Here is a 20,522-nt window from a genome sequence, read left to right on the forward strand (position 1 = left end):
CACCAAATCGCAGAAATTCAAGACCCCACGACGCCATGCGGCATAATCCGGGTTGCGGCATTATGTGACAGTTCGTGGGCGAGCGTGGCGTAATATTGATCGAAGCCGTCGAACAGGCTGGCAGGCGGCATCGTGACGCGATCCGCAGTCGGTTCATAATAGGCCTCGCAGCCCTGATGACGCAGATTGACGGGGATAGCGGCGAAGAAGGCGTCGAGTTCCGCTTCCCGCCCTTTAGGCTCGACCAGTTCGAGCGTTGCGGCCGGATGAAAGCGTTCCGGCAGACCTTCCACCTGATCGGCGTTGAAGACCGGGTAGGCTTTCAGCACCCGGCGAGCTTCGTCGGTCTTTTCGCCGGTATCGGGCGTTTCAACCTCCTTGGTGTAGCTCTTGTAGAAGATCGCGATGGTCGACTTCTCGCCCTTGCGGACCTGGGCGCCGAGCGATTTAGCCTGGTTGTAGGTCATCCAGAACGGCGAGGCGTAGCCGCACATGTCGGCGACGATCCAGAGCCAGAAGACATTCATGCCGCGGTACGGAATCCCGCAGGCCCGCAAGGGCCGGGAGACCGGGACACCGCGCCACGGCTTGATCCATGGCTTCGTGCCTGCTTCCAGACGAGCGATGATTTCCTCAGTGATGCGGGTGGCGGGCGACAAGCCGCCGCCCTGCCCCTTGCGATAGGCCATGATGGTTCTCCTGATTGCGGCATCCGGACAGTCGGCGACGGGTTCGCCGGTCAGTGCCACAGGTTCCCGAGCCCCCTCTGCTCTGCTTCCAAAAAGGAAGCGGCCCTCCGGCGTAAGCCGAAGGACCGCTTCTCGAGGTACGAGTGGCCTTGCCTGTCAGGAGGAGGTCAGGCGGCCAGCTCGCGGGGGGTATGAATTTCGCCGTCGACACCAGGCTCAGCGTCGCTTGCATCGATCTCGGCTTCGCCAGCCTCCGGGGCAGCGGAAGCAAACCGCATGACCTCAGGCACCCAGGCCAGGGCCTTTTCGCGGACCTCGACCTCGGTGATGTAGGTGCCGGCGAAGACGCGCTCGGCGCTCATCGCGAGGTCACTCTTCTTGACCGAGGCGAAGCGCGAAGAGAGCTCGAGACCGCCAACATCGGTCAGCGCGTCGAGGATCACCTGCTTCGACACCCGGTCGAAGTAGTTGGCTGCTGTCGGGCGCCACCATTGCGCCATATCGATGCCGATCAGGCTACCAAGGTGATCCTGGAATGGTAGCAGACGCTCGCCCGTCATGTTGAGGCTTGCCTCGAGCGACCGGGCTACGACATAGCCCAGCCAGGCAGCCCGGCTCTCATCGGGCAGCGCGCGAAACAGGTCAAAGCGGGCAGTCGCATCGGTGCCCGCACGCCACCTTTCGTCGAGACCAGACCTGAGCTCGGCAAGCGCGCTGCTCGCCGGCGCATCCTTGGCTTCGAAGCCGATGATCGGGCCTGCCGGAACAGGCGCGCGCAGCGTTGTCGCAGGCCGCGCCCGCCAGTCGTGGGTCTCAGCATCGGCCAGCGTGAACACCATGATGTCGAGCGCGAGACCGGGGTCGGATGCTACGTGCAATGCCAGAACATCGCGGCGCTGCATGGCGAGCTCGTCGACCAGGCGCTTGGACAAGGTGGTCCGGCGCCTGTCCGAACCTTCTTCGCCTGCAACGACTTCGATCCCGTCGTCGGCTTCGGCGGGTTCAGCCTGACGCTCGCCGTAGAACACCGGCTGGAGAACCGGCGTGCCATCGCGGGAGAGCACCAGCACCATTCCTGCCTCGGCCTTGAGCTCCGGCGCGATAACCGGCGGTCGGGCACGGATTTCCTGGCATTCGCGTTCGATGGCCTGGATAGCAGTTTCGGCTGCAGCCACGGCATCCTCCGCGCTGTCCTCGTTTTCAAGGATCGCCGCGTGCTCGTCATAGGAGGCATCGAGTTCGTCGAGCCTCGCCAATTCTGCGTCGGTCAATGGCGCCGGTTCGGCCGGAAGCCGGACTAGCCCTTCGACCAGATCATGGCTGGCATAAGGATCGAGCGTCGGCTTGACCCAGGCAAGACCCTGCTCGGCGGCGAGGGCTTTGGCCTGCTCTTCCATCTTCGTGGCGGCAAGGCTTTCAAGCAAAGCAACATCGACCCAGGACTCGCTGTCGTCGTTGTCGAACAGTTCGCGCTCAATGCGGCCGCCCGCAGCGATGTAGGCGTCGCGGCCAACGAGACGGGCGCGCGGATCGCTGCCTCGTACCGTCCCGGACAGGACCATACGCCGGACACTGTCGGGGTTAGGCGCATAATAGCCCGAGGACACCTGCTCGAATACGCGGGTCTGGATTTCCTGGTCGGAAGTCGCGCCGAAGGCCTTGGCAATGTCGAGAGTGATTTGGCCGGATGCCAGTGCCTCGAACACGACGGGCGCAAGCGTCGCGAGCCGCAGACGGCCCTCGACGAAGCGGACGGTCAGACCGAAGCGGCGCGCAACGTCCTCGACAGTCGCACCGCCTGTCGCGAGCGCCGCAAAAGCCTGGGCTTCGTCGGCCGGGTTCATGGCGAGGCGGTGGAAGTTTTCCGCAAGGCTGGTCTCGACCGCGGCTTCGGCACTGTCTTCGAGCACGAGGCACGTGACTTCGTGATCGTGGGCGAGGCGCTTTTCGTCCGCGAGCGCCAGCATCGCGCGGCGGCGGCGTTCGCCGGCTTCGACCTCGAACTTGCCCTTCGCGGCAGGCCGGACAATGAGATTCTGCAATAGTCCATGGGCTGCGATGCTGGCCTTGAGCTCGGCATCGGCAGCTGGATCACTGTGACGGCGGACATTGCGGGGGGACTGAACGAGCTTGTTCAGCGGGATCGATTTGATCATGGGACACACTCCTGATTGTGAGCCCGGTGCATCGACCTTCGACGCCCAAATGGCTCAATCAGGGCAAAGCCAACTCCCCTCTGGGGCGTTCGCAGCAAATCTCCCGATAGCAACGGGCTATGACGAATGACCATGGTTGGACAAAGCCGCCGTTCCCCAAGCGGCATGCCGAATGACTGCTATCGCCAAAAGCAGAACAGCAACCGATTGAGACGGAGGTGACGGCGATGCGATGTTCGCTCCCGCAGTCCTGAAAATCAGGATGCAGCCCCGTTCCCACCTCTAACCGCTCAGTTCGACTACCCGCACTCACTCCCCGCCGAACCGCAGCCTGACGCCGGCATTGAAGATGAACCCTTCGAGCGGCGCCCAGGCGTCCACCGTCCATCGCCCGTCCGGCGCACGCTGGGGGAGGAGGAGCGGGTCGTAGCGTGACTGGCGGATGTTGAGCAGGTTCTCGGCATTCGCGAACAGGCTGACCTTGCCGAGCACGATCTCGCCGAGCACGCCGAGGTGCACGTAGGGGCGCGAGCGGGTGCGGAAGGGGTTGTCTTCGAGCAGCTGGCGGCCGGTGTAATAGGCTTCGATCCCGATCCTGCCCTTGCCGTGCTCCTCCCACATGCCGACAAGGCCCGCGGTGTGCTTCGGGGTCAGCGGCTGTTGCCTGCGTCCCAGCCCGGAAGGGTCAGACTCGGAGGAATCGACGAACACGTAGCTGCCGGTCACCGTGAACCCGTCGCGGCGGAAGCGCAGCAGCATCTCGCTGCCGCGCAGGCGGGTGGTGCCGTCGATGTTGACGAGACGCACGCGGGTCGGCGCGACCGGATCGAGCCGGGTGGCATTGTCGATGTCTGAGCCGAACAGGGTGAGGTTCGCCTCCCACGACCCCTTGGCCCAACCGATGTCGAGCGAGGCGGTGGTCGCCGTCTCGGCCTTGAGATCGGCGAGCGGTTCGAGCCGAGAAAGCCCCGCCGCATCGATCTCGTCCACAAAGGGCGTGGGCGCGAAGTATCCGCGGCCGAGCGAGGCGCGGATCGTCCAGCGGCCCGGGCGATAGAGCGCGGACACGCGCGGGCTGAACTGCGTGCCGAAGGTGTCGTGGAAATCGACGCGGCCGCTCGCGGCAAGCGTGAGGTCCGGCCCCGCCTCCTGCTCGATCTGGCCGAACAGGCCGGGCACATCATAGGTGTAGTCGAAAGCGGGGAAGGTTTGCGAGCGGAAGCCGTCGGACTGGAACGCCGCGCCCGCCACCCATGCGGTCCCGCCGCTCTCGCCGGCGAGCGTCGCTTCGGCGAAGAGGCTGGTGTGGCGATCATCCTCGGTCACGGCGCCGAAGCGGTGGAGATGGTTCTCCCGCATCGCCGAGGCGCGAAGGCCAAGCGTGCCTGTCGCTCCGAGCGGCTTCGATGCGACGATGCCCGCGTCATAGCGGTCGGTATCCTGCGCCTGCACGAAGGGCGTGCCGTCGGGCACGGTGCGGCCCGGCAGGGTGCCGCCGGTGCGTTCCTCGGTCATCACGCCCGCCGTGACGTAGATTGAGGCGCCGTCATCCCCGTTCCACTGGAAGCGCGGGCGGGCGGTGAGGCGCTCATAGGCGGCCATGTCGAGCCACCCGTCGCCGTCGAGGTCCTGCCCGCTCTGCCGGTGCGCTCCGGTAGTGAGCGAGACCCCCGCGCTCCCGCTCACGGGGCCGGCCAGATAGGCGGTGAGATCCTGCCCGCCCCGGGTGGTGGCATTGGCGAGGATGTCCGCCTCGAAGGCATCACCGGGCCGCTTGGATATGAGGTTGATCACCCCGCCCAATGCCGATCCGCCATAGAGCGCCGAGACGGAGCCCTTGATCACCTCGACCTGCCCGAGATCGGTCGGGGCCACCTGCAAGAGGCCGAGCGATGCGGCCTGTCCGCCATAGAGCGGGAGGTTGTCGGCGAGCAGCTGGGTGTAGCGCCCCTCAAGCCCCTGCATGCGGACATTCGCACCGCCGAGCGCGGGCGAGGTGACCTGCACGCGCACCCCGCCGATCTCGTTCACCAGCATGGCGATGTTGCCGGGGCGCATCAGCGCCTTCTCCTCGACCTCCTCGCCCGCGATCACCTCGACCCGGAGCGGCTCGTCCTGCAAGCGGCGGCCGAGCCGGGTGCCCTGAACGATGATCGCGCTTTCTTCCTCGGCTTCATCGTGGGCGTGTTCGCCTTGCTCATCGGTGTGCTCGGGGTCAGCGGCGGTGTCCTGCGCATGGGCTGCGAGGGGGGCGGCAAGGATCGAGACGGCGCCAAGCAGCAGTGCGGCGCGGGTGCGGTGGATCACGGTTGGTCTTTCTTAATGTCGTCAGGGGGGATGGTGGGGTTGCGGTCGCTCAGGCGGCTCTGCGCTCGAGGATCGCTTCAAGGTCTGGCGGAATGTCCATCGGCGCGAAGGCGCTGACGGTGCTGCGCCCGGTGTTGCCGATCGGCAGGCGGCCGGTGAGATTGCCGAGCGGGGCAAGCGCGAGGCGGACGAGCTGCCCCGCCGCCTCGCGTCCGTCGCGCTCGGCAAGGGCAAGCCTCAACATCCTCCAGTGCGAGACGATGTGCGGAACGAAGGCAGTCTGGGCGAGGATGTGCGCCCGCTCCAGATGGTGCCATGTGATGTCAGTCGCGCCTTCATCGGTGGCGGCTTTCGCAGCGGCATATTCCCGCGCGAGCGCGGCGGCGATTGCGTCACGCATGGGCAAGCTCCCGCCGCGCCTGGACGAACACCTCGGCGCTGCCCCAGATCGCGAGGCCCGCCATGATCGCCGCCACCAGCAGGTCGGGCCACGCCTGCCCGGTGCCGAACACGCCGAGCGCCGCAGCGAGCACCGCGAGGTTGCCGATCGCGTCGTTGCGCGAGCAGATCCACACCGAGCGCCGGTTGGCATCGCCCTCGCGAAAGCGGAACAGCATCAGCGCGACCGCGACATTGACGACGAGCGCGAGCGTGCCGACCAGCCCCATCGTCTCCGGCTCGGGAGTGGCGCCGGCCAGCAGGCCGTAAACCGCATAGCCGAGCACCCACAGGCCGAACCCCAGCATCGAAGCCGCCTTGACCAGCGCGGCGCGCGCCCGCCATGTGATCGCCATACCTGCGACGCCGAGGCTGATCGCGTAATTGGCCGCATCGCCGAGGAAGTCCAATGCGTCCGCCTGAAGCGCGCGCGAGTCCGCCGCGATCCCTGCGCCAATCTCCACCGCGAACATCGCCGCATTGGCGGCCAGCGCCAGCCATAGCACCCGCCGCCAGCGCGGATCATTGGCCTCGCGATCGTCTTGTTCGTTCGTCTCGCAGCAGGATTTGCCCATGCCGCTCTCCTTGCAACCGTCGAGTCGCAGAGGCATATGCACCTTGTAGCCACTACAGGGTCAAGCGAATGCGTATCGGCGAACTGGCACGGGCCACCGGCACCAAAGCGGAGACCATCCGCTACTATGAACGCGAGGGCATTCTGCCGCTCGCGGACCGCACCGACGGCAATTACCGCGACTATTCGCCGGAGCATCTCGCCACGCTGACCTTCATCCGCCGCGCGCGCGAGCTGGGCTTCGGGATGGAACAGGTGCGGCTGTTGCTTGACCTATCCGACCGGGCGGACAAGCCGTGCGAGGAGGTCGATCTGATGGTCGAGGGCCAGCTTGCCGAGGTTGACCGCAAGATCGCCGACCTCACCCGGCTGCGCGAGGAACTCTCGCGGATGCTGCGCTCCTGCCAGGCCGATCGCATCGGGGAGTGCCGCGTTGTCGAAAGCCTGAGCGGACGGCGCTAGATCCGGCTCACGCCGCGCGCGGGGCCCACAGGATGATGCTCGCGCCCGCCACGCAGACGGCGACGCCGAGCATGTCCCAGCGATCGGGCCGCACGCCTTCGACCAGCCACATCCATCCCATCGCAGCGAGAATGTAGATGCCGCCATAAGCCGCAAAGGCCCGGCCGGCATGCTCGACCTCCACCCGCGTCAGCAGCCAGGCGAACAGGCACAGCGCAGCAATCCCCGGCACGAGCCAGAGCGCCGAGCGGTCGAGGCGCAACCACGTCCAGAAGGCGAAGCAGCCCGCGATCTCGGCAAGCGCGGCGGCGAGGTAGATGAGGTAGGTCATCGTGCCGAGTGCTTCGCACGCCATAGAAGAGGAGGCAATTGGGGCGCCGCTTCGCCGAAGGGCCTTGAGGGCAATTGCGGGATCTGACCACTCCCGCGCTGGCGTCCATCCGACCGATTCCCGATTCCGAAAGCGGCACGGCAGCTTTCAGCGCAAGCCGACGCTCGATCTGATGATCACGAACGACCGTGTCTGGGTCGACTATCACATTCCGACAGCGCGACAGGTAGCGTCAATGGACTCGCTGAGCAGCGAACACTATCCTTGGCCGCAATGCTCCACCTCCATTGCACCAAGAAGCTCCTGGATCGGATCAAACCCGAGATCGCTAAGCCCGGACAAAGCGACACGGCGCTGGGCAACTGGTATGCCACAGTTCTATTCTGGAAGCCGCAAGTGGCTTTGCTGGTTTCTGAGACCACACTGCTTCCCGTGTTAATGCCGCTGGCCCCAGCAGCCACGCTCGCTCGAAGATTCCCTTCACAATTGGCGCTGGTTCTGAGGGAGCACGGCGTCCCTTCTGAATTCATCGCACAGGAAGTCTGGCGAATGGACAAGGTCCAGTACGCGAAAACTGCGAACCGGAGCGTCGTAGGCATCCTCAATGAGTTCGTTAAGCAGGCCGAGTTCTGGCTGGCCGCCTATGCCTATGAGAAGGGTGATGATGACGACCTCCTGGCGATTTCCGCCAAGTTAGCGGAGACACCATGTAGCCCGCTGTACAAGGGCCCGGTGTCGCCGGACACAGCCCTTCATGAACTCGTGAAGGCTGGTTCGCAGGCATGAGCCTGCTTGCCGTCCACTGCGCTCGGAGATCCTACCGCACTCAGCCGGAAACCCAGCTGGTTCGGTCAGGCGGGATCGGGCGGCAAATCGACAATCCGGAAGACAGCGCCCGACCCCACATCACGAACCAGATCAACTTGCGCGCCATCCCAGTGATAGTCGAGGTGCCGCCCCTGAAGCGGATTTGATGCGCAGTCCGGGTAGAATAGCGCGACGCATTCCCCGCCGGGGTGCCGGATGCTCGGGTAAGCAATCCCGTTCGATCCCGCGCCCCTGAGGTGCCGCGCGAGCGCTTGAGATGCAGCATAGCTGTCAGGATCGAGCGCCGAATCCGGCTTCACCGCCAGAGCTCGGAGATCATGTAAGTCTACATCGACCGACATGATGATTTCGCGGAACTGCGAGGTCCATCCTGGCGCTTCCCGGGTTCGTGCCATGAAGCGGGCATGGTGGTGGATCGTCTCGAACAGTGCGGTTTCAAAACGGTCCCCAACATAGAGCACGCCGTAGCTGCCATCGGTAAAGCGGCTCGGTCGATCGGTGCTAACGTGGGTGAATGGCGCCATGAGGTAGGACGCACCATTGCCGCCGACGCGGCGGTCAACCGGAACGAGGTCGAGGTTACCAATAGTCGCCATGATGCGAGGATTGGTCTTCTGCTCTGCCGAAATCAGCAGCGGCCAGTCCGCGGGATCGGCGATGTCCTCGAACAGGTCGATCGGCGGAAAGGCGCTGCGGATGATCCTGACAGCGCCCTTCCACTCAACTCGAGAAACGGGGATATCCGCCGCTTCGCTCACCAGCCACCACGTTCGGCGTCGAGGTAGCGCCGTACCCGCATGATGTCGGTGAGCTCACCTCCCAGCATCACGTCGAGCGCACTGGCTCCGCCGAACACATGATTAGCCGCCCTGATCCAGGCATACCCGCGGGCAGCCTCCGTGAAGATGATCCGGAGCGCCTTGTGGATCCCCATGAGGTTGGAGAGACGCGCGCGCCCATCGCGCGAAACGCGCCCGGGGCCTTCCGCCTTCCATCGCCGATACGAGCGCACCGGCATGTCGAGCAAAGTGGCAGCCTGCTCATCGGTCAGTTCCCATTTGCCGAACAGATTGAGGACTGCCCGGAACATGGCAGCTGCCTCGTCCTGGGTGATCGGATCGGGCCGAAAGGCGGTAACAGCAGTATCAACGGGTTGCAGAGCCAGCATGGCAGTTCTCCATATGGCATCATATACGATTACTAATGCCATTTGGCAAGTAACTATGCCGATGATGCCAGTCTAGCAATCACGCTCGCTGCGCCTTCGATCGGCACGAAAAGCCGGGTCTGGTAGCGGATGATCTCGGTGAAGCAGCCTTGGGCCTTGTACCAGTCGAGGCGGGCTACGCTCCAACCGGTGAGCTCAATTCGCTGTGAGCCATTTACCAGGCTGCGCTTGACCATGAGCTGCTCGCGGCCGGCGAATTCCATGGCCCGGCCCGTTGCCACGACGGTCTGAACAATATCATCGGCGGAAAGCGTTTGCTCGCGTTCCAGACCCAGCGCCCGGCACAGGTCCGGAACACAATGGAGAGGAACCTCCCGGCCAAGGAGCGACCGGCCATCCGCAGCCGAGATGCGGCTCACCCTCACGAAATCCAAAGGGAGCTTGTCCCAGACCGGCAACAGGAGGCCCGTCGCAAGATAGAGGCGCTCGCGCTTGTGGCTGGTTTGGGCCTCCGCGACCTCAGCTGACCAGGCATCGCGGAATGCGTCGATGGCAATATCGTCCCAGCTGCTCTCCGCCAACTGATCCTCGGTGATGTGACTGCGCTTGAGCGGGCGCAGCAATTCGAAGCGGGCCACCCGCGTACCGTCATCGGAGAGAATACTGCGGGCGGGCACAATCAGTGCGACCCGACCTGAGCGGGTGTTCCGAACCGGCCGCTGCCGCTGCCCAGCAAGGCCGTGAAGCTCCTCGAGCCGCTTCAGCGTGAGCGGCTTCAGGGCTCTGGCGATTTCCAGTTCCAGCAGATGGGTCGTCGCACCTGAGGCCGGATCGGTGCGCAGCAGCGTGTCCGACAGGACCGTGAAGTCCTCGACCGCGATGGTCTCGAGGCCGAGGTCGAGTGTGCCGGCCTGCCTGGCGGCATCGATGCGCGCCTCGACCAGCCCAATGAACTCGTCGAAGATCGCGTTCTGCAGGGCGATAGGCAGCGCGAGGATACGATTGAGCCACCGCTGGATCGACGGTAGGTCATCGACCATCGAACCATCAGGCGCTTCGATCCGCAGGCCTGTCAGCTCTTGAAAGCGTCCGAGGCTTACCGCTTCGAGCTTGCCGGTGAACAAAAGTCCGAACCAGCGGTGGAGCGCCTCCTTGGCGTAGATGCTTTCGAGATTGTCGGCCGGGTCGAACAGGTTCTGTCCGCCGGTCTGGCGCTGCCCGCGCGTCAGAGCTCCGAGGCTGTCGAGCCGCCGAGCAATCGTCGAGATGAACCGGCGCTCACCGCGCACATCGGTCGTCACTGGCCTGAACAGCGGGGCTGATGCCTGATTGGTACGATTGGTCCGCCCTAACCCCTGGATTGCGGCGTCAGCGCGCCAGCCCGGTTCGAGCAGGAAGTGAACGCGGCGAGCCTGGTTCTTGGCGGCCAGATCGGCATGGTAGCTGCGTCCGGTTCCTCCGGCATCGGAAAAGACGAGGATGCGTTTGTTGCCGTCCATGAAGGCCTGGGTTTCAGCGACATTGGCGCGCGGCGACCGGGATTGGAGTTTCTGATGGCCATCGCGGCCAACGATGAGCCGGCGTGTCCGGCCGGTCACTTCCGCCACCTGTTCCACGCCGAAGCGTTCGATGATGGCATCCAGCGCGGTCGCGATCGGCGGCAAGGCGCAGAGTTGCTCGATCATCCGGTCGCGCGCGGCGAGTGCCGATCGGCAAAGTACCGGCGCGCCTTGTTCGTCGCTCATCGGTTCTGAGCGAGGATTGCCGTTTTCGTCGGTGAAGACCGCCATCAGCCGGACAGGAAAGCTCTTGGCCAGGTAATCGATCACATATTCCCGCGGGGACAGATCGATCTCCAGCGCTTCGCGTTCTTCGTCCGAGAGGTCGGCAAGCCGACGATTAAGCATGGCTTCTGCGGTCGAGACGAGCTGGACGACAACGGTGTTCCCCCCGGCAATCGCTGCGTCGATGGCTGGTAACAGGCTGGGCAGCTTCATCGACAGAAGCAGCTGCGCGAAGAAGCGCTGCTTGGTTCCCTCGAAGATCGACAGCGCCGCCGACTTGGCACCGGAGTTGAGCGTCCCCCCGGTCTCGTTGTCAACGATCCGCGTGGCTTCTAGCGCTTCGCGCAGGTTGGCGTGGATGATCGCTTATCGCGAGGTGGCGATAATGCGAAGGAACGCGGCGTAGGCGCGCAATGCCGGGAGACTGACCACCACGTCCTTCGCATTATTTCACAGGGTGTCGAGCCACTCCATCAGACTGGCATCTCGCTTCCACGAAGGTGGAACGTTGCTCGCCGACGGCGCACCCACCAGCTCCAAGGCCTTTCGTTTGGTCTCCAGATTGGCCTGTGCGTAGTGGTTGGTCGTGTCGAGGCTGACGTGTCCCAGCCAACTGCGTATGACGGTGATGTCGACCCCGGCAGCGACAAGGTGAACGGCTGTCGCGTGCCGGAAGCTGTGCGGCGTCACATGTTTTGACCGAAGCGTTGGTACCGACTTGGCCGCTTCCTCTACGTAGGCGGCAAGCTTGAACCGCACTCCCGAGGCGCCCAGAGGCTCACCGTATCTATTGACGAAGATCCGCTGATCTGACGCGCGCGGGTGACGTTCCAACAACTTCCTGAGCAACATCACGGTTTCCGGCCAGAGTGGACAGACCCGTTCCTTGCGCCCCTTGCCATAGAGGCGAGCGTAGTGCGGCGCATCGAACCGGACCGCGTTGGAACACAGGTCGAGAGCTTCCTGGATGCGCGCGCCGCTGTTGTACAGGAACGAGAGCAGCACATGGTCGCGCATCCCCTCGATAGTCGACCGGTCGGGCTGAGCGAGGATCGCTTCGACCTCCTCCGGCTCAAGATAGCAGGGTGCAGCGGTGGGCTCCCGCTTGAGCGGGACAGTCAGGACCTCGGCGCATTGCGCGATGTATTCGGGATCCTTGTCAGCCACGAAGCTGAAGAAGCTGCGGATCGCGGCAAGCCGGCAGTTGCGTGTACCGATCGTGCTTTTGCGCCCATGCTCGGTATGGTGGAGGAACGCGCGAACCTCTCCGGCCGAGACATCGGCCAGTGTGATCCGCGCAACCCCGCCACCATTTCGCTCGGCGATAAACCGAAGCAACAGCCGCCAGGTGTCGCGATAGGACCGGATCGTATGGACAGAAGCACTGCGTTGCTCGGCCAACCATTCCTGGAAGAACGCCCGCAACAACGCGGGGAACGGATTGCCCTTCGTCATGACCGCGCCTCCATGGTGAGGCATCGGGCACCGACGGTACGGAACCGCTCGCTTGCTTCCTGCAGCAGGTCCTGCGTGACAGTGATGTAGACCAGCGTGGAGTTGATGTCCCGGTGACCCATATAGGTGGAGAGGAAGCGCAGTTTGTCCTGCGGATTAACGCCGGATCGATACCATTGAAGGATTCGGTTCACGACCATCGAGTGGCGCAGGTCATGAACGCGTGGTCCCGCCCGCCCCGTCGTGGGCTTGAACCCGGCGCGGCGCATGACGTTGGTAATCATCGTTGAGACCGTCACGGGGGTATAGCGATCATTGAAGTGCTCGTGCCAGAAGAGCCCGGACCGCGGATCCTGCGGGGCGCTGGCGCGCCGCCTTGCATCGATATAGGCCCGTAATTCGGCCATGACGCTGCCGGTTAGCGGCAAGATCCTGGTCTTGTAGAACTTCGTTTCCCGGATCGTGATCGTGTCCGATTGAAGGTCCACGTCACCCAGATCGAGCCCGGCGAGTTCACTGCGGCGCAGTCCGGCACAGTAGGCCAGAACCACCATCGTGTAGAGGACCATTGGCCGCAGCGGAGCATCCGGCGACGGATACGAGCGGGCAACATCGAGCAACCGCCGAACGTCGGCCGGACTGAAGATATGCGGCCGTCGATGCTCGCGCGCCACTTCCCGCTCCGGCCGGGCGTTGAAGCGTTTTGGCGGGATGCTGGGATCAAGGCGATACCGCGCCTTGGTCAGGATGCGCCCCAGCTTCTGACATTCAGCCGCGTGATTGCGGGTCGGCTTGGCAGTTGCCCAGCGCGCCAGCATTGTCTCAAGCGATGCCCGGGCAAGTTCGGGGTTCGCCTGGAGGAACCGATCGAACCGTAATAGCCAGTGAGCCTGAGTCTCATACTGATAGCCCCGGCTGCGCATCAACGCGACATGCTCACGCATAAAGTCCCCCAGCGCGCTGCCGAAGGGAGCAGGGCGTCGTAACGCGGCCAGGGCTTCGTCGGGATTGGGGGAAGACAACGCTCGCCAGATCGGCTTGCTTTGTTTTACGTTGTACCGGTGGCGAAGCACGGCAACGGGATTATCGGCGATCAGCCCGATTTCGACGAGGTGGTCGAGGAAGCGATCGACAATGCAGACCTGATTGAGCAGCGTCGGCATTCGCCAACGTTTTTCCATTTCCTTCAGCCAGACGTCGAGCATCGGCCGGTCAACCGCCGGATGACGTCGGGCTACATTCTCGAAGCTGCGAAGGAACCAGCGATAAGTCGGCCTGCTTCCCGGCCGGAACTGCGATTTTTCCAGGAAGGCGTCAACAACGGTGCAATCGGGATCGTGCCAGGCGCTCATGACAGCACCTCCAGGCCAGGTACATCAAGCGCCACGGCTCGGAGATCATCTGTCGCCAGCTTGAGATAGGCATTGGTGGATTCGGTGGATCGATGCCCGAGCACGTCGCCGATGATCTTTTGCGGGACCGACGCCCGCAGCATTTCGACCGCGCGCGCGTGGCGGAAGACATGTGCCCCTCGCTTTCCCGGCGGCTCGACGCCTGCGGCTGCTAACCGCCCGCGGATCATGCCGTACAGGTTTGTCATTGCGATGTAGGGCGCGCAGGACCGGATAAAGATTTCTCGCCCCTCGACCTGAGGGCGCCCATGACGCAGATAGTCGAGCAGCGCTTCACCAACCGGCGCCAATAGCGGCATGTAGGAGTACGCATTGGTCTTGGTGTGACGGATACGCAGGGATTCTCCGCGCCAGTTCACGTCCTCAAGCCGAAGGCGGCAAACCTCCCCTTCGCGCAACCCATATGTGGCAAGCAGCTGAAGGACCGCAAAATCGCGCATTCCTCGCGGCGATCCGTCCTTCTTCGTCGTCGCCAACACCGCGGCGATTTGGCTCTTGTCCAACGTCGAGGGCACGTCTTCATAGGCGTAGAGCATGGGGCCGATGATGTGCGGCGTGAGATCAGTCGGGATGCGCCTCGTCCGATGCAGATAGCGCACCGCCGACCGGAGCCGCTCAGCGACATCGGCCAATGATTTGCGCCTTAATCCAGGCGCGCGCATGTCCATGTAGAGATCGACTTCCACGATGCTCAACGTGTCGAGGCTGGCAGCACCGCTCCGTTCGAACTGCCATCGCAGGAAGTTCCGTGCCTCCCACATAAGCGCCGCGATGGTAGCGCTTGCCAGACCGCGCTCGTCGCGCAGCCATGCCTCGTATTCGCAGCAGATCGCCTGCCGGTACACAGTTTCCGGTTCGATTATCTCCGGCTCGGGCGGCCATTTGCCTTGAGCAAGCCGGAGCAGCTTGTTGATCGACGTGCGAGGCAACATCGGCCAGCGCGCACAGGGAGGCCGACCGTACCGGGCTTCGAAATCCTGGATTGCATAGGCAAAATACTGATCGACCTGCGCCGGCGTCACAGCTTCCACCTGCATGTCGCACTCGGCCAGATAATCGAGAAACGCGCGAGCGTAGTGGCGATGGTTCGCTACGACCACCGGGTTGTAATTCTGCGTCGTGAGCAAATTCGAGAGTTCGGCGATCAACTCGTCGTGCAATTTCAACATGCTTTTATCCTCAGCTGGTCCAGAGACCACCGAGGTTCGCAGCCAAAATAATGCGCAGCAACATCGCCACGCCTTACGGAAATTGCGCGCCTACGCCGCGTTCCTTCGCATTATCGCCACCTCGCGATAAGCCGTCTTATGCGCAGCTGCGCATAAGATCGTCCAGGCCTCAGCATAGGCATCGTAGACCGCGATCTGATCCTCGGTCAGGCAATGCTCGAGGATCTCATACTCGACACCGGCGAACGAAAGGGCCCGGGCCGTGTAGAGGCCGAGCGATTTGAGATCGCGCGCGACCAGTTCCATGGCTGCAATTCCGCCATCGCGAATATCGGCAACGAAGGCCTCACGATTGGCAAACGCGGTCTCCGGACCCCAGAGCCCAAGGCGCGTGGCATAGGCCAGGTTGTTGACGTCGGATGCGCCGGTGGCCGAGGCGTAGAGCACGCGTGCGCGAGGCAGGAGGTTCTGTAGGCGCACCCCGGCGATACCCTGCTCCGAGCCCTTGACCTTACCCCGTGATCCTTCGCCGCCAGCGGCATTTGCCATGGCGTGCGCTTCGTCGAACACGATAACGCCGTCGAAATCTTCACCGGCCCAGGCGAGGATTTGGTCAAGCCGCGTTGCGTCGCTTCGGCCCGAACGCAGCGTCGGATAGGTCACGAAGAGGATTCCGTCGCGCATGGCGATGGGGGTGCCGAGTTTCCAGGACGCCAGCGGCTGGATATCGATCGGGAGGCCGCCAAGCGCAGCCCAGTCGCGCCTGGCATCTTCGAGCAACGCCTCGTTCTTCGAAATCCAGATATGGCGGCATTCCCCGCGCACCCAGCGGTCGAGAATGACGCTCGCGACCTGGCGGCCTTTACCAGCGCCGGTGCCGTCCCCAAGGAAATAGCCCTGCCGGTAGATATGACCCTCAGCCGAGGCCTTGAGGGAACAGCCCTTGTCCTCTGGTTCGAACCGGCCGGGAAGATCGCGGCCGTGAGCGCTGGCGGCGTAGATCAGGGTCTCTGCCTGGGCAGTCGACAGCAACCCCTTGGCGATAAGTCCGTCGGGCAGCTGCGGCACCGCGTCCGGCTTGGGTGCCGAGATCGACCCCATGGCGACGGACTCGACGAGCGGCGTTGGATGCTCGGCCGCGCCATCGATCACGATCCGGCTGGGGCGATAGGGCAGATAGTGGCCGACCTGAGGGGCGACCGGCGCAGGGGTTTCAAGCGACTGGTAGGTAAGCGACCCGATGGCGGAGGCTGAAGGAGTGATCCTCGCTGGTGTAGGCAACGGCCTGCGCGGCACCGCCACAAGGCGAAACGGCGCACGAGCCGGAAGGCTCGATTGCTCAGTAACAGCCTCCAAGCTGGCGCGAGCCGGCAAAGCATCAACAAGATCGACCAGCTGGCGAAAGTCGTTTGTGCGGATAGCGACAGGCTCATGGGAGCCTTCCACCTTGTCGAAGACCAACAGCCGCGTGGTGATGCCGGTGCCCTGCCTGACGAACGCGCGTTCGACGTCGGCAATGAGCCGCAGCGAGATCGGTCCCTTCAACCCCGCCAAGAACTTCGCACAGTCGAACCATTCAGGCATGATCGCGACAAGCCGCCCCCCGGACGCCAGACGGTTCCAGGCCGACCGCAGATGGCGCGAGCCAGTGTGACTATCGTGCCCTCGCTCAATGCCGTGGGAATAGGGAGGGTTCATCAGCACGACGCTCGGGATGATGGCTGGATCGAGCAGTTCGTCGATCAGCTCAGCGTCATAGCCGGTCACTAGGGCCGCAGGGAACAAGGCGCTCAGGCAGTCGCGGCGAAGCAGCGAGATTTCGTTGAGGGCAAGGCGCGAGCTGGCCTTGGCGGTCCAGACCGCGAGCATCCCCGTTCCGGCCGATGGTTCGAGCACAAGTTCGCCAGTGGCCAGCGCGCAGGCCCGAGCAGCAAGCCAGGCAAGGCGCGGCGGCGTTGCAAACTGCTGCCATTCGATCTGCTCGTAGCTGCGATTGCTCTGGGTCGGAACTCGGGCATCGAGGCCGCAGAAGAACTGTTCCGCCTCGTCGATCGTGCTCGTGGGCTGGACTTGATCTGATGCTTGCAGGTGTTGAACCTGCGCCAGCTCGAGCGCAGCGTGAGCATCACGGACTGACCATGCCCCGAGTGCATCGGTTCCACCGAAGTGGTCCGTCATGATGCGGTTGATGTCGCTGCGCGAAAGTGCGCTGCCTGCTGCCAATTGCAACGCCATTGCTTTGGCTGCCGTCACGACAAGCGGCGGAGATGGTGGATCGAATGCGAAAGCGAGGGAAGAGTCGGGCATGGGAAACCTCCTGACGAGGTCCTGCGTCTCGCAGGCCTCAATCAGCCGAAGGCTCCCTCCCCTCTGGCTCGCTGATCAGGTTTTCCGAGCAAGCCTCGCCGTAAGTTCATCGTTCCAGTCGAAACCGGTCGATGCTGGCACTCGCAAGCGGATCACACGGCCTGATGCAGAAAAGGCCTTTCGCGCGCGCTGATCCGCGAGTTCGCCTCCTGGATCATTGTCGATGAACAAGTGGAGCTCGCGCACACTCTCTGGAATCGCGACGAGGCCGAACCGCTCGTTACCAAGCGTTGCCCAGCAAGGGACGCCAAACATCTGCATGGCTGACAGCGCACTTTCGATACCTTCGGCAAGGCCCAACCGGCCCGCTGCTGGCGGGGCCAGTCTGACAGCACCACAGCCAAGGCTGCCAAGCGCACGCTTTGGCCGATCGAAACCGGCGAGCTTTGCGTTCGGCGCGTCGAGAAATGTCCTGTGTATCGCGATTATGCCGATGTCGGTTGTGACTGCCGCCAACATTGCAGGGAGGAACTGGACCGCACCACGTGGTCCGAGCGGCGTGCGCTCGAGATAACGGAGCTGATCAGAGGCACGCAGGATCCCGCGCTTCGCAAGGTATCCTTCGGCAGGGCTGTCGGAGATCGCCGTCGCCGAGTGCCACAAACGCCGCGCGTTGGCATTGAAGGCGCTTTTTTCCGGTCGATCAGCGGCCACGGCACCAGAGCCATCGAACAGGTCACGGCTGCGAACACCCTGGCGGTCCAGTGCCGCAATGACCTCCTCGTTCGAGCATCCTGCGAAGCAATGAAACAGGATCGCCTTTCTTCCCAGCGTCACGCTTAGTGAGGGAGTTCGGTCATCATGCGCCGGGCAGCAGCACATGCCTTTGCCCCGACTCCATATCCCCTGAAGGCTTTCGACGATGGCGCGCGCGCGGGGTTCGAGTTGATGAGCATTGTCTAACGGGGGCATCGACCTTCTCCGGTTGAGGTGCCCTCCCCGCGCAGCCTCCGCTCTGCACCAGCGCCAAACCATTTTCCTACTTCATATGTTCTTTATATGTTCTCACTCGATTCGGCTATAGAAGGATCGAGAAATGACAATGAAAGCTATCTTGGTCGCAGGCTTCGCGATCACCTCTGCTACCTCCGCCAGAGCCCAGGATTTGTCCGCGCCAGCCACAATCGAAGCCCCCGCCAGTCACTCCGAAGGCATCCGGATTGCTGAAACATCGAACGGCTTCCATCTGGTCGAGCATGGGCTGTGGTCATCCCGTCAGGCGGGCCCGGCATCGGGTTTCATTGTACCACAAAATGGCCGGGTGAACCTGCCATACAGATACGAACCCAAGGCCAAACCTGGCCCCTCCGACTTCAGGCGAGCAAGCTACCTTCCCCACATCTATGCGGCGGAAGCGAAGTACTCATTGCCCGCGGGCCTGCTCGATGCGCTCGTATGGACAGAATCTCGATATAACCCCTTCGCCGTCAGCCCTGCAGGCGCAGCAGGTCTTGGACAGCTGATGCCAGCCACGGCAAAAGAACTCGGGGTCTTCAATCGCTTCGATCCTATGGCCAACATCTTCGGCGCGGCGCGGTATCTGCGGCAGATGCTCGACAGGTTCGGCGTGGTTCACCTCGCTGTGGCTGCCTACAATGCGGGCCCCGGCGCAGTGGAACGCGCAGGCGGCATTCCCCGGAATGGCGAGACGCCCGGATATGTCCAAGAGGTCCTTCGACAATGGCGTTTCTAAAGATCGACCCACGATGGCCATAGCACGGCCCATCATCCTGCGGTTTCTAGCTGGGCGGATTTGTAGCGGTTGCGTACCCCAGTGAGATTAGCCGTCTTTGACTTCGACTGGGTACTTAGCTGCAATCTGCATTACCTCCTTACCCCACAGCGCCAACGCCTCCCGTTTCTCGTTGGTATACTGGTGACGGTGATAGACCCCAGCGACGCCAGCCATAGCTGATCCTGACTGGTGATTGAGGACCGCCTCAGAAACCACCAACGGTATGCCAAGACGCTGGAGGCCGGTCGCTACCGTCCGTCGAATATCATGCATGGTGAAGTGTCCGGCCTCGTAGCCGAGCTTCTCGTCCACGCTTGCTCTGATCCGTTTCCAGGCCTTGGATAGTCCGCTGACACTGTTCGTATTGGTGACCTTCGAAGCCAACAGGATCTGGGATTGCTTGTGAGCGTCATCGGGGTCAATCCCAGCCGCCATGAATATCTCGGTGATGACTGCCAGGGCCTGGGCGGATAGCGGCACCACATTCGCTTTGCCGTTTTTCGCTCGATCGCCCGGAACTGTCCAGACTTTCGCCTTAAAGTCGAACTCATCGCACGCCGCATCAAGCACTTCACCTCTGCGTTGAGCCGTAAGAATAAGCATCTGCACGAGATGGCCGAACGGATAGCCATCCTCAACAGCAGATTGCCACAGCGCAGCAAGCTCACGGTCGCTGAGTACACGGTCGCGAGGCTCATTCCGCTTCGGGCGCCACGCATCCCGGCAGGGGTTGGCTGGCATATGCTCAAGTCTGGTGAGCGCCCACGTGTAGAAGGTCGAAAGATGGCGATACACGATGCGCGCCATCGTCAGGGTTTCCTTGCCCCGCTCGAACGCAATTTTCTCAACGAAGCGGCTCACGTCACTTCGGGTAATGGAGTCCGCGAGCCGGTCTCCAATCTCGGGCTCGATGTATTTTCGGAACACTCGATCGAACTCCCTCGCGCTCCGCTTTTTGCCCTCGATCTGCTGAGCAAGGTACGTCTCGTAGAGCTCCGCGACTGTCCCGACCCCTTTTGATCCCTTTCTCTTTGCCCCCGCCTTTCTGGCGATGCTCTTGCCCTGCTCGACATCGACAAGCAGATCGCGCGCCTTCTTTCGGGCATGGGCCAGTGTAAAGCTTGGCCCATGGCGTCCGATTGTCACATTCAACCATTTGCCCTGAACCCGCTTGCGCAGAATGTACGTCTTGATACCACTGGCACCCATGCGGAGCCTGAGGCCGGGTACGATACCATCGGCGAGCTCAACCTGCCCCGCAGTCGGCGCCTTCAGCCCTGCGATCTTCGCATCCGTCAAACCTACTTTGTTCGCCATATGTACCTGCTACCTTAGGTAGCTTTTTGTAGTGGATACTGGCGAACATTTCAAGAACAATGCGGACTATGAATCGCAGATTTCCGCCATTCTTGGACCCATGCGGACGCGCTAGGACCCTCTGATCATGGCTCTTAATCAGCGGGTCCTTGGTTCGAGCCCAAGTGCGTCCACCATTTTTTTTCAATAACTTAGAGGCAAGATGGCGACGGTGTTCCGGCGCGGGGCATCAATGGGTATCAGACCCAATTAAGGACCTCGGCTTGTTAGCGTCCGCGGTCGTGGTGTAATTTCCGGTGTAGATTGAGGTGCCGCAGGTGGTGGGGCATG

At 63.0% G+C, this 20,522-nt stretch carries 17 protein-coding genes and 1 pseudogene; 3 read left to right on the plus strand and 15 right to left on the minus strand.

The window, feature by feature from the left end:
• Positions 1-62: 62 nt before the first annotated feature.
• The 5 genes and pseudogenes from PYV00_RS21615 to PYV00_RS21635 all read right to left on the minus strand — a co-directional run.
• Positions 63-689 (minus strand): annotated as a pseudogene (locus tag PYV00_RS21615) (ArdC family protein); the annotation flags it as partial.
• Positions 690-856: 167 nt separating this feature from the next.
• On the minus strand, positions 857-2,845 hold the full coding sequence (locus PYV00_RS21620) for a ParB/RepB/Spo0J family partition protein (protein ID WP_275230413.1): 1,989 nt from the start codon (positions 2,843-2,845) through the stop codon (positions 857-859).
• Positions 2,846-3,154: 309 nt separating this feature from the next.
• Positions 3,155-5,152 carry a TonB-dependent receptor plug domain-containing protein gene (locus PYV00_RS21625; protein WP_275230414.1) on the minus strand — a complete coding sequence of 666 codons (1,998 nt, stop codon included), beginning with the start codon at positions 5,150-5,152 and terminating at the stop codon, positions 3,155-3,157.
• 49 nt (positions 5,153-5,201) lie between these two features.
• Positions 5,202-5,552 carry a DUF3703 domain-containing protein gene (locus tag PYV00_RS21630; protein ID WP_275230416.1) on the minus strand — a complete coding sequence of 117 codons (351 nt, stop codon included), beginning with the start codon at positions 5,550-5,552 and terminating at the stop codon, positions 5,202-5,204.
• The gene (locus PYV00_RS21635) at positions 5,545-6,165 is read right to left on the minus strand and encodes a cation transporter (protein ID WP_275230417.1); all 621 of its coding nucleotides are present in this window, start codon (positions 6,163-6,165) and stop codon (positions 5,545-5,547) included. Before PYV00_RS21635 ends, PYV00_RS21630 begins: the two co-directional genes overlap by 8 nt.
• Positions 6,166-6,233: 68 nt before the next feature.
• On the opposite strand from PYV00_RS21635, the gene PYV00_RS21640 reads away from it, so the two are divergent.
• The gene (locus tag PYV00_RS21640) at positions 6,234-6,626 is read left to right on the plus strand and encodes a MerR family transcriptional regulator (RefSeq protein ID WP_275230419.1); all 393 of its coding nucleotides are present in this window, start codon (positions 6,234-6,236) and stop codon (positions 6,624-6,626) included.
• Positions 6,627-6,633: 7 nt separating this feature from the next.
• On the opposite strand, the gene PYV00_RS21645 is transcribed toward PYV00_RS21640, so the two are convergent.
• Positions 6,634-6,957 (minus strand): YnfA family protein, encoded by a 324-nt coding sequence (locus PYV00_RS21645; RefSeq protein WP_275230420.1) that lies wholly within the window; start codon positions 6,955-6,957, stop codon positions 6,634-6,636.
• 273 nt (positions 6,958-7,230) lie between these two features.
• Between PYV00_RS21645 and PYV00_RS21650 the strand changes: the two genes are divergently transcribed.
• On the plus strand, positions 7,231-7,743 hold the full coding sequence (locus PYV00_RS21650; protein ID WP_275230421.1) for a DUF6933 domain-containing protein: 513 nt from the start codon (positions 7,231-7,233) through the stop codon (positions 7,741-7,743).
• Positions 7,744-7,808: 65 nt separating this feature from the next.
• Here PYV00_RS21650 and PYV00_RS21655 read toward each other — a convergent pair whose 3' ends face one another.
• The 8 genes from PYV00_RS21655 to PYV00_RS21690 form a co-directional block, all read right to left on the minus strand.
• Entirely contained in the window at positions 7,809-8,543 is a 735-nt protein-coding gene (locus PYV00_RS21655) for an RES family NAD+ phosphorylase (RefSeq protein ID WP_275230422.1), read from the minus strand.
• Positions 8,540-8,953, minus strand: a complete 414-nt coding sequence (locus PYV00_RS21660; protein WP_275230423.1) for an MbcA/ParS/Xre antitoxin family protein — start codon at positions 8,951-8,953, stop codon at positions 8,540-8,542. Before PYV00_RS21660 ends, PYV00_RS21655 begins: the two co-directional genes overlap by 4 nt.
• Positions 8,954-9,006: 53 nt before the next feature.
• Positions 9,007-10,950 (minus strand): strawberry notch C-terminal domain-containing protein, encoded by a 1,944-nt coding sequence (locus PYV00_RS21665; RefSeq protein WP_275230424.1) that lies wholly within the window; start codon positions 10,948-10,950, stop codon positions 9,007-9,009.
• Positions 10,951-11,187: 237 nt separating this feature from the next.
• The gene (locus PYV00_RS21670; RefSeq protein WP_275230425.1) at positions 11,188-12,192 is read right to left on the minus strand and encodes a tyrosine-type recombinase/integrase; all 1,005 of its coding nucleotides are present in this window, start codon (positions 12,190-12,192) and stop codon (positions 11,188-11,190) included.
• Complete coding sequence (locus PYV00_RS21675; RefSeq protein ID WP_275230426.1) at positions 12,189-13,544, minus strand: tyrosine-type recombinase/integrase; 1,356 nt, start codon at positions 13,542-13,544, stop codon at positions 12,189-12,191. Before PYV00_RS21675 ends, PYV00_RS21670 begins: the two co-directional genes overlap by 4 nt.
• Positions 13,541-14,773, minus strand: coding sequence for a site-specific integrase (locus PYV00_RS21680; RefSeq protein ID WP_275230427.1), 1,233 nt, complete (start codon positions 14,771-14,773; stop codon positions 13,541-13,543). Before PYV00_RS21680 ends, PYV00_RS21675 begins: the two co-directional genes overlap by 4 nt.
• Positions 14,774-14,863: 90 nt before the next feature.
• Positions 14,864-17,080 (minus strand): strawberry notch-like NTP hydrolase domain-containing protein, encoded by a 2,217-nt coding sequence (locus PYV00_RS21685; protein WP_275230429.1) that lies wholly within the window; start codon positions 17,078-17,080, stop codon positions 14,864-14,866.
• 75 nt (positions 17,081-17,155) lie between these two features.
• Complete coding sequence (locus tag PYV00_RS21690; RefSeq protein ID WP_275230430.1) at positions 17,156-18,052, minus strand: DUF7146 domain-containing protein; 897 nt, start codon at positions 18,050-18,052, stop codon at positions 17,156-17,158.
• Between the two features lie 124 nt (positions 18,053-18,176).
• Between PYV00_RS21690 and PYV00_RS21695 the strand changes: the two genes are divergently transcribed.
• Positions 18,177-18,833 carry a lytic transglycosylase domain-containing protein gene (locus tag PYV00_RS21695; RefSeq protein WP_275230431.1) on the plus strand — a complete coding sequence of 219 codons (657 nt, stop codon included), beginning with the start codon at positions 18,177-18,179 and terminating at the stop codon, positions 18,831-18,833.
• Positions 18,834-18,920: 87 nt separating this feature from the next.
• Here PYV00_RS21695 and PYV00_RS21700 read toward each other — a convergent pair whose 3' ends face one another.
• Positions 18,921-20,192: a tyrosine-type recombinase/integrase gene (locus tag PYV00_RS21700; protein ID WP_240884057.1), complete on the minus strand. Its 1,272-nt coding sequence runs from the start codon at positions 20,190-20,192 to the stop codon at positions 18,921-18,923.
• Positions 20,193-20,522: the final 330 nt, after the last annotated feature.

Origin of the sequence: Novosphingobium album (ex Liu et al. 2023), assembly GCF_029076845.1 — a bacterium.
Lineage (GTDB): Bacteria > Pseudomonadota > Alphaproteobacteria > Sphingomonadales > Sphingomonadaceae > Novosphingobium.

Bases quoted from the DNA above. Each gene is read 5' to 3' on its own strand.
- PYV00_RS21695 (WP_275230431.1), top strand. From the start codon at position 18,177: ATGACAATGAAAGCTATCTTGGTCGCAGGCTTCGCGATCACCTCTGCT.
- PYV00_RS21700 (WP_240884057.1), bottom strand. From the start codon at position 20,192: ATGGCGAACAAAGTAGGTTTGACGGATGCGAAGATCGCAGGGCTGAAG.
- PYV00_RS21685 (WP_275230429.1), bottom strand. From the start codon at position 17,080: ATGCCCGACTCTTCCCTCGCTTTCGCATTCGATCCACCATCTCCGCCG.
- PYV00_RS21690 (WP_275230430.1), bottom strand. From the start codon at position 18,052: ATGCCCCCGTTAGACAATGCTCATCAACTCGAACCCCGCGCGCGCGCC.
- PYV00_RS21675 (WP_275230426.1), bottom strand. From the start codon at position 13,544: ATGAGCGCCTGGCACGATCCCGATTGCACCGTTGTTGACGCCTTCCTG.
- PYV00_RS21620 (WP_275230413.1), bottom strand. From the start codon at position 2,845: ATGATCAAATCGATCCCGCTGAACAAGCTCGTTCAGTCCCCCCGCAAT.
- PYV00_RS21650 (WP_275230421.1), top strand. From the start codon at position 7,231: ATGCTCCACCTCCATTGCACCAAGAAGCTCCTGGATCGGATCAAACCC.
- PYV00_RS21680 (WP_275230427.1), bottom strand. From the start codon at position 14,773: ATGTTGAAATTGCACGACGAGTTGATCGCCGAACTCTCGAATTTGCTC.
- PYV00_RS21645 (WP_275230420.1), bottom strand. From the start codon at position 6,957: ATGACCTACCTCATCTACCTCGCCGCCGCGCTTGCCGAGATCGCGGGC.
- PYV00_RS21660 (WP_275230423.1), bottom strand. From the start codon at position 8,953: ATGCTGGCTCTGCAACCCGTTGATACTGCTGTTACCGCCTTTCGGCCC.
- PYV00_RS21630 (WP_275230416.1), bottom strand. From the start codon at position 5,552: ATGCGTGACGCAATCGCCGCCGCGCTCGCGCGGGAATATGCCGCTGCG.
- PYV00_RS21640 (WP_275230419.1), top strand. From the start codon at position 6,234: ATGCGTATCGGCGAACTGGCACGGGCCACCGGCACCAAAGCGGAGACC.
- PYV00_RS21670 (WP_275230425.1), bottom strand. From the start codon at position 12,192: ATGACGAAGGGCAATCCGTTCCCCGCGTTGTTGCGGGCGTTCTTCCAG.
- PYV00_RS21635 (WP_275230417.1), bottom strand. From the start codon at position 6,165: ATGGGCAAATCCTGCTGCGAGACGAACGAACAAGACGATCGCGAGGCC.
- PYV00_RS21665 (WP_275230424.1), bottom strand. From the start codon at position 10,950: ATGAAGCTGCCCAGCCTGTTACCAGCCATCGACGCAGCGATTGCCGGG.